The organism is Pseudothermotoga lettingae TMO (assembly GCF_000017865.1).
In the GTDB taxonomy this organism is placed as follows: Bacteria; Thermotogota; Thermotogae; order Thermotogales; family DSM-5069; genus Pseudothermotoga_B; species Pseudothermotoga_B elfii.
Genome location: NC_009828.1, coordinates 153646 through 165645 on the forward strand (window position 1 = coordinate 153646; position 12000 = coordinate 165645).

16 protein-coding genes are annotated in these 12000 nt (G+C 38.3%); 13 read left to right on the top strand and 3 right to left on the bottom strand.

The annotated features are described in order from the left end of the window. Window positions 1-5: 5 nt before the first annotated feature. Together TLET_RS00760 and TLET_RS00765 are read left to right on the top strand one after the other, a co-directional pair. A complete protein-coding gene (locus TLET_RS00760; protein WP_012002197.1) occupies window positions 6-962 on the top strand; it encodes a GAF domain-containing protein in 957 nt (318 codons plus the stop codon). 6 nt (window positions 963-968) lie between these two features. Further along, window positions 969-2099 carry a type III PLP-dependent enzyme gene (locus tag TLET_RS00765; protein ID WP_012002198.1) on the top strand — a complete coding sequence of 377 codons (1131 nt, stop codon included), beginning with the start codon at window positions 969-971 and terminating at the stop codon, window positions 2097-2099. Here TLET_RS00765 and TLET_RS00770 read toward each other — a convergent pair whose 3' ends face one another. From TLET_RS00770 to minD, 3 genes are read right to left on the bottom strand one after another with little or no spacing between them, the layout of a single operon-like run. Next, the gene (locus TLET_RS00770; protein WP_012002199.1) at window positions 2100-2495 is read right to left on the bottom strand and encodes a secondary thiamine-phosphate synthase enzyme YjbQ; all 396 of its coding nucleotides are present in this window, start codon (window positions 2493-2495) and stop codon (window positions 2100-2102) included. It lies immediately after the preceding gene. Between the two features lie 12 nt (window positions 2496-2507). Then, window positions 2508-2780 (bottom strand): hypothetical protein, encoded by a 273-nt coding sequence (locus TLET_RS00775; RefSeq protein ID WP_012002200.1) that lies wholly within the window; start codon window positions 2778-2780, stop codon window positions 2508-2510. 6 nt (window positions 2781-2786) lie between these two features. After that, a complete protein-coding gene (gene minD / locus TLET_RS00780) occupies window positions 2787-3602 on the bottom strand; it encodes a septum site-determining protein MinD (RefSeq protein WP_012002201.1) in 816 nt (271 codons plus the stop codon). Window positions 3603-4110: 508 nt separating this feature from the next. Between minD and TLET_RS00785 the strand changes: the two genes are divergently transcribed. The 11 genes from TLET_RS00785 to TLET_RS00835 are packed head-to-tail and all read left to right on the top strand — an operon-like array spanning window position 4111 to window position 11998. Then, entirely contained in the window at window positions 4111-4854 is a 744-nt protein-coding gene (locus TLET_RS00785) for a tetratricopeptide repeat protein (RefSeq protein WP_012002202.1), read from the top strand. Between the two features lie 22 nt (window positions 4855-4876). Next, window positions 4877-5479 (top strand): CBS domain-containing protein, encoded by a 603-nt coding sequence (locus tag TLET_RS00790; RefSeq protein WP_012002203.1) that lies wholly within the window; start codon window positions 4877-4879, stop codon window positions 5477-5479. Window positions 5480-5496: 17 nt separating this feature from the next. Beyond that, window positions 5497-6192 carry an undecaprenyl-diphosphate phosphatase gene (locus TLET_RS00795; protein WP_266105302.1) on the top strand — a complete coding sequence of 232 codons (696 nt, stop codon included), beginning with the start codon at window positions 5497-5499 and terminating at the stop codon, window positions 6190-6192. A gap of 6 nt (window positions 6193-6198) precedes the next feature. Beyond that, on the top strand, window positions 6199-6816 hold the full coding sequence (locus TLET_RS00800; protein WP_012002205.1) for an MBL fold metallo-hydrolase: 618 nt from the start codon (window positions 6199-6201) through the stop codon (window positions 6814-6816). 11 nt (window positions 6817-6827) lie between these two features. Continuing rightward, window positions 6828-7190, top strand: a complete 363-nt coding sequence (locus TLET_RS00805; RefSeq protein ID WP_012002206.1) for a carboxymuconolactone decarboxylase family protein — start codon at window positions 6828-6830, stop codon at window positions 7188-7190. After that, entirely contained in the window at window positions 7168-9846 is a 2679-nt protein-coding gene (gene polA / locus TLET_RS00810) for a DNA polymerase I (protein WP_012002207.1), read from the top strand. The genes TLET_RS00805 and polA overlap by 23 nt, the downstream gene beginning before the upstream one ends. Window positions 9847-9861: 15 nt before the next feature. Next, a complete protein-coding gene (locus tag TLET_RS00815; RefSeq protein WP_012002208.1) occupies window positions 9862-10341 on the top strand; it encodes a chemotaxis protein CheX in 480 nt (159 codons plus the stop codon). Beyond that, window positions 10326-10586 carry an AtpZ/AtpI family protein gene (locus TLET_RS00820; protein WP_012002209.1) on the top strand — a complete coding sequence of 87 codons (261 nt, stop codon included), beginning with the start codon at window positions 10326-10328 and terminating at the stop codon, window positions 10584-10586. The genes TLET_RS00815 and TLET_RS00820 overlap by 16 nt, the downstream gene beginning before the upstream one ends. Further along, window positions 10531-10860 carry an ATP synthase subunit I gene (locus tag TLET_RS00825; RefSeq protein WP_012002210.1) on the top strand — a complete coding sequence of 110 codons (330 nt, stop codon included), beginning with the start codon at window positions 10531-10533 and terminating at the stop codon, window positions 10858-10860. Before TLET_RS00820 ends, TLET_RS00825 begins: the two co-directional genes overlap by 56 nt. 4 nt (window positions 10861-10864) lie before the next feature. Next, window positions 10865-11722 (top strand): F0F1 ATP synthase subunit A, encoded by an 858-nt coding sequence (gene atpB / locus TLET_RS00830; protein WP_012002211.1) that lies wholly within the window; start codon window positions 10865-10867, stop codon window positions 11720-11722. Window positions 11723-11737: 15 nt separating this feature from the next. Next, a complete protein-coding gene (locus TLET_RS00835; protein ID WP_012002212.1) occupies window positions 11738-11998 on the top strand; it encodes a F0F1 ATP synthase subunit C in 261 nt (86 codons plus the stop codon). Window positions 11999-12000 lie beyond the last annotated feature (2 nt).

Consider the following 12000-nt stretch of genomic DNA (forward strand, 5'->3'; position numbering starts at 1 on the left):
AAGCTATGAGAAACATAGTTCAAAACATCGCAGATGATTTTTTCAAAATACTCAGATTTGACAAAAATGACTGGTATTCTTACTGGAAAAAATATCGGGCAAAGTATAGTCCATTGATTGAAAATTACGAAACATCAATGGGACTCACAGAAGATGATATTAGACAACTTTTACAAAGCATGAGCAGACCGTTGCTTGACAAATTAATGCAGTACTGGCAAAGCGTCTCACGAGATCAGAAACTGTTTTCCTCAAAATTAGTATCAAAAAAACACAAAATTCTGGAGCTCCACAGAGAGGACTTTACTATCTTTTTAACAGGTTTGCTTGGTTTAAAAGACTGGACTGTTGTCAATGGAAATAAAGAAAAGGTAATACTTATAGATATACTATCTCTGTGGAAAAAAAACATTGTTGATCAAATAGCTGAGGTAGCATTTCAATCCGTGAAATCTTTCAGAAGGGGTGAAACGATGGGTAGTTATACTTCAAAAAAACAGCTGTTTGAAGAATTGACTAACCAGATAGAAGAAATAATTTTCCAAAATAATATTCATGAATCAATGGAAGAAATATGTAATCTCCTTTATGAAAACATTTCTTATTACAACTGGGTAGGTTTTTACCTAACAGATTTTGATGAAAAAAATACACTTGTGCTTGGGCCTTTCGTGGGCGAACCAACAGAACACGTGAAAATACCCTTCGGAAAAGGTATATGCGGCCAGGCTGCAGAAAAAAAGACGACCTTCATAGTCCAGGATGTATCAAAAGAAACAAATTATCTTTCTTGCAGCCCCAAAGTGAAATCCGAAATTGTTGTTCCAATAATGATTGACGGCATAATATATGGAGAACTGGATATAGACAGCCACATATCGAATGCATTCGACAAAGACGACGAACTTTTCTTGAAAAATATATGTGATAAGATATCTCAAAAAATAAGGAACGAGGAGTGAAAAGAAATGGAAGTAACAGATATTGTTAAAAAAGCTGCAAGGACTTTTGAAACACCCTTTCTGATAATTGACCTCGACATAATTGAAGAAAACTACAGAAAACTTGCGGCGGCTATACCAGATTGTAAAATATTCTATGCAATTAAAGCAAACAGTCATCCAAGAATACTCGAAAGATTAAGAGATCTTGGGAGTAATTTTGATGTAGCATCAATAGGAGAGATCAAAAAACTTATGAACCTCGGTGTCACGGCAGACAGGATGATATTTGCCAATCCGATAAAACGTGAGAAAGATATCGCAGAAGCTTATGACCTTGGAGTATATCTTTTTGCTGCTGACTCGACAATGGAACTCGATAAAATCGCTGAAAACGCACCGGGTTCACAAGTAGTTATCAGGGTGGCTGTTGAAAACACACACAGCGACTGGCCTTTATCGAGAAAATTCGGAGTGGATCTATTAGTCGCTGTAGATCTCATTGCATATGCTCAGAAATTGAGGCTGACGCCGGTTGGTGTGAGTTTTCACGTTGGTTCTCAAAATTACGATCCACACAGCTGGTCTAATGCTATTGAAAGAGTTGCGAAGATATTCTACTGGGCAGAAAGAAATTTTGGCATTCATTTGAGAGTACTCGACATAGGTGGTGGAATACCAATCAAGCATGTCAAACCAATCCCAACTGTTGAAGAGATAGGAGAAATTGTACTTCAATCGATAAGCGAACATTTGTATGGAGTTAGAAATCTCCAGATATTTGCTGAACCAGGAAGGTCAATGGTTGGAAACTCTGGAATTCTGGTCAGCAAAGTCCTGTTAAGATGCCAGAGAGGTAGCGAAGAATGGGTTTATATAGACGCGGGAGTATTTCATGGGCTGATGGAGACTATTGAAAACTTCAGATACGAAATAGAAGTTGATGGAAAAGAATCAGAGCAAAAAATTCCGTTCGTCCTTGCTGGTCCAACATGTGATAGTGTGGATAAAATCTATGACGACGCATTGCTTTCATACAACATAACACTTGACGACATTGTTTACTTCATTAATGCCGGTGCTTATACTGTTGAATATGGGACAAATTTCAATGGGATTCCTTCACCTAAGGTTTATTTCTTACAGGACCTTCTGTAACTATTTTCCTATTACTTGAACAATCACTGATCTTACCCTGGGGCCATCAAATTCACACAGAAAAACCTTCTGCCAGGTTCCCAGGGTCAATCTTCCTTCGCTGATTGGTATGGCGACAGAAGAACCAATTATAGCTGATTTAATATGAGCATCTGCATTACCTTCAAGATGAGAATAGTTCTCGTTAGATGGAACTAATCTTGAAAGCTTGCTGAGAATGTCAGACCTCACAGAAAGGTCTGCTCCTTCATTTATTATGATTCCGGCAGTGGTATGGGGAACAAACGCGACGCATAAGCCTTCCTTAGTATTTGATTCGTCTACTATTCTCTGAACTTCATGCGTTATATCTAAAAATTGTTCTCGCTGGGTTGATTTAACCGTGAAACTCTTCATGATGTCACCTCACTATTCAAAGAGAACATTTGTTATGATAACTATGTACCCGTTGTGCTCTTCGAACTCCACTTTCACTCTTTCACGATCAACTTTGAATGTATCGCTAACCCAATCGACAATTCTCTCCTTAATTTTTTCGGAATTTTCTTCAAATTCCTGCTTTGGAATAACCTCCGTAACAGCAACTGGCCGCCTTCTTTCAAGTATTGTCTCAAGCCTTTTGTAAGCAGTTTCTCTACTTTTCTCTCGTTTTTTCTTTTTGAAGAGTCCGAAGAACCACACGGATCATCATCCCCTTTTCCTGTTAAAAAGGTTCCTGAAAAATGTCATAAATCCCTTCTCTGACATTTGAGAAATGTCGTTATCTACAGGGACGCTTTCACCTTTCAAACGCCTTGCTATATTTTCGAAAACCTTCGAAACAGTCATGTCTCCATTCAAAACAACCGGTAGCCCCTTGTTTGTGGCTATTATGACTTCCTCGGAATCAGGGACAACTCCCAGAATCTCCAGAGCGAGCGTTGATTCAACATCCTGTTGAGTAAGCATTTCACCTGCTTTCACCATTTTGATCTTGAATCTGTTAAGTATGACCTTCATAGATTTATCACTAAAACCGAAATTTTCTAAAAGCCCCACAACCCTGTCTGCATCAGAAATAGCTGGTAACTCTGGAGTTGTTACAATCAGGGCGATTTCCGCAGGAGCAACAGCATTTCTGAACCCTCTCTCTATACCTGCTGGGGAATCAATAAGTATGTAATCAAAAACCGGATACAAAGTTTTGGCAATTGCCTTCATATCTTCAGGAGAAACCATTTCTTTGGTTGCCACCTGGGAAGCTGCGAGAAGATACAAATTCCTCATCTGTTTATGCCGAACCAGTGCCTCCTGAGCATTGATTTTTCCGTTGACTACATCAACAAGCGTATAAACCACTCTATTTTCGAGCCCAAGGACAACATCAAGATTTTTCAAACCTATATCTGCATCTATCAAGCAAACCTTTTCACCGAGTTTTGCAAGTGTGCAACCAAGGTTCGCCGTTATGGTAGTTTTACCAACACCACCTTTTCCCGAAGTGACAACAATCACCTTTGCCACTCGTTCCACCACCTCTCCGGACAAGCCAAAACATCAGTTTCATTAGATTTTACCACATAAAGCTCGAGTATCTAACAAAAATAACTACCCATATATTGGGTGGTAGATAACTCAATACAAAATGTAGTATAAGTGGTAGATAACTTCCAAATTGCTCATTAATCCTATAAAAATAGATGGTAGATAACCTGAAAATGCTATTAAATAGAAAAAAACAGGCAGATGTCAAATTTATACCATTTCAGTCCGGAAAGCTTTTTATCAGCTGTTGATCATACTTATGAGTTTTCTACCACCATAAAAACGGCTCTTAGAGAGCCTTTCAGAAGTTATCTACCATTTATCTACCACTTATCTACCACTTTATCTACCACCCCCCCAAGCAGATCTTTTTCACAATTTATGGGAATTACGCAACTTATGTTACAAAACTTACCACCTATATACTATATATACTACTAAGATAAGGTATGATAGTTTAGTAAAGAAGAATTGGGGGTGTTGAAAAATGAAAACAGTGGTAGCGACCATAGTAACTCTGCTGCTATCTATAACGGTCTTTCCAGCCGCAATCAACGTAGAAAGCAGATTAATCGAATACAGGTCTCACAGAATGGAGAAAGAAATGTGGCAACTCATCCAGGAACTGGAAGAAATGCCACAAGATGGCAAAACACTCGCCATACTCTGCGAAGCGCTGACGGAGTATGCAAACTGGGCTAAAATCTCTCAAGAAGAAAGAGAAAAAATATATGAAAGGGCAGTAGAGGTCGGTAAAAAATCGGTCGAATTGCTTCCAGAAAGTTCATACGCAAACTATGTTACAGGAGCAGCAATAGGGCGCTTAGCCCAGTACAAGGGAATCATACAGAGTTTGTTTATGCTTGGTGATTTTGATAAATATATTTTAAAAGCAATCGAACTTGATCCGAATAACTACACAGCTCTTGTAGCTATGGGTATGCGCTACAGGGATACACCCTGGCCATTTAGAGATTTCAGAAAATCTGAACAGTACTTTCTTAAGGCGATTGAAGTTGAACCTGCATATGTCAATTCTTATTACGAACTCGCTGTGCTGTATGAACAATGGTCTGAAATAGCAAGAAAATCGGAGGATAGGGAAAAATACTTTCAAAAGGCAAAACAACTTTATGAGAAAATAATCCTTATGGAACCTCATCCACAATGGATAGCCCAGGGAGAAGAGACAAAACAAATTGCGTCAAACTGGTTAAAAGAACACGATTGACAAAAACAAGGGAGGTAAGGTTATGTTTGTAAAGTACTGGATGAATCAGGATTTCCCATCTATCAGAATTAATTCTACGGTCCAAGAAGCCTTATCGGTGATGAGAAAGTACAAAGTGGATTACTGTGTTACAACAGATGAAGCTGGAAAATTTCAAGGTTTTGTTTATAAGAGCAACCTGGCTGATTCGGAACTTGACAGCAGTGTATTTGATCATGTTGTTTTTCCTGATTTCTATGCTTATGAAGACAGTTATATCGAAGAAGCAGCACTGACTTTTAGAGAGTCGCATGAAGCGTGCCTTGCAGTTGTTGATCAGGAGTTAAATGTTAAGGGAATAATTACCTTGTCGGAGATATTAGAAGCTTTTGTCGCCATAACCGCAATGGATGAACCTGGAACGAGAGTTCTTATGAAACTCGAGGATAAGCCGGGACAGCTTAAAGAGATATTCGACGTGCTCGCTCAAAACAAAATGAATGTTCTGTCTGTAAATACAATTAAAGAAGATGGTTTCAGAAGAGTTTCGATAAAAGTCGATACGTGCGAGCCTGAGGAGCTGGCAAAGACATTGAAGATTTTTGGAATCGAATATGACAGAATAACAAGGGAGGAAGGATTCTGAAAGATTTCTTTCTTGCTATTATCCAAGGGCTGACAGAATTTCTACCTGTATCAAGCTCGGGTCATATTGTTTTATTTGCCAATCTGTTGAAAACAGATATCAATATAGCTTTCGCAGCGATGCTTCATCTTGGAACACTTGCAGCAGTGTTTATCTTTGCTATTTATTCAATAATAAGAGCCTTGAAAAATATAAAAATAATTTTCAATTTATTCATATCAACATTACCAGCAGCTTTAATTGGCATAACCTTCGAGAATAAAATCGAGCAAACTTTTAGTAATATTGAGCTACTTCCAATATTTTTTTGCACGACGAGCCTACTTTTGATGCTGAGTTCTTCAAAAAATGGCGAGAAAACTTTGGAACAGATGTCTTTTATCGACGCTCTTTTCATAGGTTTATTTCAGGCTCTGGCTATTTTACCAGGTATATCCAGAAGCGGTTCAACTATAGCAGGTGCTCTGCTGCTTGGTTTCAAAAGAGAAGATTCCCTCTCTTATTCTTTTTTATTAGCTTTACCTGTTACGGCAGGCGCAGGACTGATGAAAATCTCAGAGATGAGGATGAGCCAAATTCACCTGGCTCTTACAGCTTTTGTTGTTGGCATAATTGCTCTTTTTATTCTCAAGAAAAGTGTTTTGACAGGCAAACTGAAATTGTTTTCTTATTATTGTCTTTTAGCAGGATTTCTGTCTTTTTTAGTGAGGTGAGTACTGGTGAGAGTTGATATTCTTGTGGTAGGGGGCACCTTGCGAAGTGCTCCGTATGTCATGGCACCATATTCAACCGTGTGTTTACTTTATGATGAAAATAAAAAAATGCTTATTGACCCAGGAAGCTTTGTAACGTGGCAATCACTCGAGCAGAGTTTAAAAGCGAGGAATATTTTACCAGAGGACATAACAGATATAATTTTGACTCATGTTCATATGGACCATATCTTTAATTCTATATTTTTTAGAAATGCTATGGTTCATGTTCATCAAAAATACAGAGCACGTGATTATTCTTCTTTTGGTCCCATCACCGGACAGCTTTACAGTATGGTGGTTTCCGGCTGGAATCATGTGAATATGCTCTCGGGAGGGGAAAAGCTTTTTGGATTTGTTGAAATTTTCTATTCACCATTCCATTCGTCTGATCATGTGTCGTTAGTAATAGAGAGCGAAAATATGGGTAAAATATTTATGCCTGGTGACATATGCTATACAAAGGTTGATTATTATGAAATTGCAAAAGGGTATAGAAATGATGAAGCAGCTCATTTTGTAAGACAGGCATCAAAAAACTGCGATTGGATTGTTTTTACTCATGATGAACCTTTAAAGCTGTGAGGTGATAGGTTATGTTAAAAGATTTCATCTCCTATAGGCAAAAGCTCAATGATTTGATAAATAAAAAAGGAAATCTTCATACGAAAAGATTCATGAATCTTGATTCACAGGTTTACGAACAGGGAGCACTTGACACCAAGACAAAGGAAATGTTAGGGCTTGTTGCCTCGATGGTTCTCAGATGCAATGATTGTATTACATATCATATGATCAGGCTTTTTCAACTTGGAACAACAGATGAGGAATATTTTGAATTATTTAATGTTGCTCTGATAGTTGGAGGTTCTATAGTTATACCACATCTCAGAAAAGCTGTTGAGATTCTTGAAGAGCTCAGGGAGTATGAAAAAGATGGCAAAACTATTTCTCTTTGATGGTACAGGACTCGCCTACAGGGCTTATTATGCCCTTGATCAATCATTATCTACTACTTCTGGCATTCCTACAAATGCTACTTATGGCGTATTGAGAATGCTTATAAGATTTCTGAAAGATTACGTTAAAATTGGTGATTATACTGCTTTTGCAATGGACACAAAGACACGCACTTACAGGCATGAGTTACTGGAGGAGTACAAAGCACATCGTCCCCAAACACCAGATGCGATGATACAGCAACTTCCATATATCAAAAGGGGTGTGCAGGCCCTTGGCATAAAAGTTTTAGAATATGAAGGATGTGAGGCAGATGACGTTATAGCCACACTTGCCCGAATGGGAGAAAAAGAATTTGAAGACATTTTTATTATATCTGGTGACAAAGACATGTTCCAGTTAGTAAACGATAAGATCAAAGTTTGGCGCCCATCGAAAGGCATAACTGACCTTGAATTTTACGATAAGAAAAAAATAATAGAAAAGTACCGGGTAGAACCATCCAAAATAGTAGACCTTCTCGCGCTGATGGGGGATAGTGTTGATAATGTCCCGGGTGTTAAAGGAATTGGCATGAAAACCGCTGCTGAGCTCATTGAAAAATTTGGGAATCTTGATGAAATATATGGGAAAATTGACGAAAACAGCAGAATAGGTAAATTGCTTTCTCGGGGCAAAGATGACGCGTTCAAAAGCAAGCAACTTGTAACACTTATGACCGATCTTGATTTGAGACTTACATGGGATGATTTGAAATACGCCGGCTATAAAGAAAAGGAGTTAGTTGAATTTCTTAGAGAGATGGAATTTTCAAGTATTATGAAAGAACTTGGTCTTTATACTCAGCAGGATCAGAAGACTCCTTATATAGCTGTAAAGGATAATAATTCTCTCAATGAACTTTTTGAGAAGATAAAGAAAAGCCAGTATTTTGTTTTGGATCTTGAGACAGATTCTCTTTCTCCAATAGATGCCGAGATAATAGGCTTTTCGATTTCATTACCCAGCAAAGAAAGCTATTATGTACCCTTGGCTCACAAAAACGGACCAAATGTTGATAAGAAGTCGGCGCTCAACAATTTAAAAAGTATATTAGAGAACCAAAGTGCAAAAATAATAGGTCAGAATCTCAAATACGATTACAGTGTTCTTAAAATGCATGGTATTGAACCTGTTAGACCATCTTTTGATACAATGATAGCTGCGTATCTGCTTAATCCAGATGAAAAAAGATTCAATTTGGATGAGCTTGCAATGAAATTTTTGAATTACAAAATGATCAGTTTCGAGGAGTTATTTAAGGATACTTCCCCATTGTTTGGTGCGGTGACATTTGCAGATGTTTCAGTAGAAGATGCAACTAAGTACTCGGCAGAGGATGCTGATATAACACGCAGGCTGTACGAGATTTTGAATATAAAACTACACGAGGCAGATTTGCTTGAAGTGCTTGAAAAGATAGAAATGCCTTTGATACCTGTTCTTGTTCACATGGAGCTTGAAGGTGTCTACATGAATATTGATTATTTGAAAGATCTTTCTTCGAAGTATGCTGCCAGGATGAATGAACTTTCACAGCAGATATACAATCATGCTGGAGAGGCTTTTAATTTGAATTCCCCTAAGCAGGTTGCTCACATACTATTCGATAAATTAAAAATACAGCCAACGAAAAAGACATCGACTGGCGAACCCTCGACTCGTGCTGATGTTTTGGAGGAGCTTTCGGAAGAACATCCTATAGTTCGATTAATTCTCGAGTACAGAAAATATCAGAAGATTAAATCTACGTACCTGGATGTTTTACCAAAACTTGTGCATCCAGAAACAGGAAGAATCCATTCTTCATTTCATCAAACTGGTACGGCAACCGGAAGGTTAAGTAGCAGTGATCCAAATCTGCAAAATTTGCCAAGTAAGCAAGAAGAGAGCAGGGAGATAAGGAAAGCTGTGGTACCTCAGAGAGATAGTTGGAAGATTTTGAGTGCTGATTATTCTCAAATAGAACTCAGGGTTCTTGCACATTTGAGCAATGATCAGAATTTGATTGAAGCATTCAAAAAAGATGAAGATATACATAACTTTACTTCATCCCGAATCTTCCAGGTACCTGAAAACCAGGTGACTCCACAGATGCGTTCAATTGGAAAGATGGTTAATTTTTCTGTTATATATGGTGTATCGCCTTATGGACTTTCACAAAGAACAGGTTTGAGCTACGATCAAGCTCAAAAATTCATAGGGGAGTATTTTTCGTTGTACCCGTCTGTTAAGGAATATTTTGCCAAGATTGTCTCGTATGCAAAAACCCATGGCTATGTCAGAACAATGTTTGGCAGAAGAAGAGAGGTACCTCAATTAAGGTCAAAAAATGCTTCTGTAAGACAAGAGGGAGAAAGAATAGCTATTAATACTCCTATTCAGGGGACGGCAGCAGATATAATGAAACTCGCCATGATAAATCTGTATGATAAAATAAAACAAATGAGATTGCAATCTAAGATGATACTTCAAGTTCATGATGAGCTTGTTTTTGAGGTGCCTGATGAAGAAGTTGAGATTGTTAAGAATCTGGTTAGAGATTCCATGGAAAACGTTGTCAGGTTATCTGTGCCTTTAAAGGTGGATTTGAAAATCTCAGATAGCTGGGAATAAAAAGGAGGTTTTAGCTTGGACGCAAGAGTTATAAATGCACTTATTGCAGCAATTGTTAATACTCTGGAAGTGCTGATTGGTGAAAAACCGACGGTGGGTAAACCAGGCGTACTGAAAGAAATAAAACCTAAATTCGATTTGATAACACTCATAGGCTTTGTTGGTGGAGTTGAAGGAAATTTGATATATTCTTTTAACCCGGACACAGCTTTGAAGATTGTTTCAAAAATGATGAACATGCCGTACGAAAACCTGGACGAGCTTGCAATGAGTGCTATTGGAGAGCTTGGAAACATGATTGCTGGAGCTTTGGCTATGAACTTAGAAAAAATTGGTTGCAAAATAGTTATTAGTCCGCCCACTGTTGTCACAGGACGTGAATTAAAGATATCCGTTGAAGGACTAACACTTCAATTGCCCGTCAGTGTCGCATCTGACGACGATGTAGAGACAATCCTTTCTGTGAAGGGATCCGTCAAGTGCGGAAAGACTTGAACAAGTACAGTGTGGTTTTAAATTTTGGCGTGACAGTTATTTCCAACATCATCGTTGGAACATTGATAGGCTATTACATTGACAAATGGACTTTTAAGAATGGTGTTTTCTTAATAGTTTTTGTTTTACTTGGAATAGCATCGGGTTTGTATAATGGTTTCAAATATTTGTTGAAGGAAGCCGATAAATATGACAAGCACGATAAAGAAGATGATAACAAACGTGATGATTCTGGGATCCGTTGAGATTGTCGTTTTTTTCATGTTATTTGGATACAGAGGTGCCATGGGAGTACTTGCTGGCACAATCGGTGCCTGTGTCAATATAGTTTCTCTGTGGTACGATGTTAAAAAATGTGTTAAGAAAAGAAGGAAGATGTCCTTAACAGGATATTTGTCGCGGTATACTTTTAGTGGTGCTGTTATGGTTTTTGGGTCAATTTTTTCTTTACCAGCTCTTTTTGGAGCTTTTTTTGGTTTGATGAACGAAAAAATTGCTGCTTTTTTGTCCTGGAGGTGACTGAGTGAAGATCAGTTTAGATAAAAGGGCGAAGGTTTTACTGGCAATTTTTCTCGTAGTCTACATAGTCGTAGGAGTTTTGAATGCAATTTACCTTTCTAAACAAAACATGGGGGAAGCATTTAAAAATGTTGCCAATCGCTGGGTTGTGGATCTTCCATTCGGGAAAGGCATTTTTTCAAGAATCAACCCTTTGACAATATTTATGACATGGGGCATCATGGCTGCCATAATCCTGATTGCCTTGAGGCTCAGAAAACCACAGGTTGTTCCGGATAGAAAGCAGTCGCTCGTGGAATCACTTTTGGAGTTTGTGTATAACATGGTTGAGGATGCTGTTCCAGATCAACGTTTTGTGAGGCCAACTTTTTATATAGCCTGTACATTATTTATATTCATAGTTTTTTCCAATATACTTGGTGGTGCCATCCCTGGCATATCTATAGAGGCAAACGCTCAAGGAACTGTCGAAAAAATTCACCTTTTTTCCGACACGTGGTTTTCTCCAACTGCGGATATAAACACTAATGCTTTTTTAGCTGTTTTTGTATTTATCATCAGTCAAGTATTTGCGATAAAATCCAAGGGAATTAAATCGTGGGCAAAGTCATGGTTTGAGCCAATTCCTTTTATGTTTCCAATGAACGTTATAGGAGAACTATCAAAACCAATATCACACTCTCTGAGGCTCTTTGGAAATATCGCTGGGGGAGCTTTGCTCACATATCTTTTAGCTTACATGGCAAAATATCTGTTTTTGCCCGTTATTCTGTGGGGATTTTTTGGACTGTTTGTAGGTGTTATACAGGCTCTTGTTTTTACAGTGCTTGCGATTGCTTATATATCATCTGCCTTATCCTAAGAAGGAGGGATTCTTGTGGAGAATGTTTCTCCAAGTCTTGCGGAAGCATTGATTCAAATGGGAAAATTTATAGGAGCAGGAATATGTATGGGTGCGGGAGCTATAGGCCCGGGTATTGGTGAAGGACATGTTGGCGATGGAGCTATGCAAGCAATGGCGCGCCAACCAGAATTGATAGGCGTTTTGACTACAAGAATGTTGCTTTCTCAGGCAGTCTGTGAGACAACCGGTTTGTATTCCTTGCTGATATCTATTCTCATACTCTTTGTGCTCTGAGG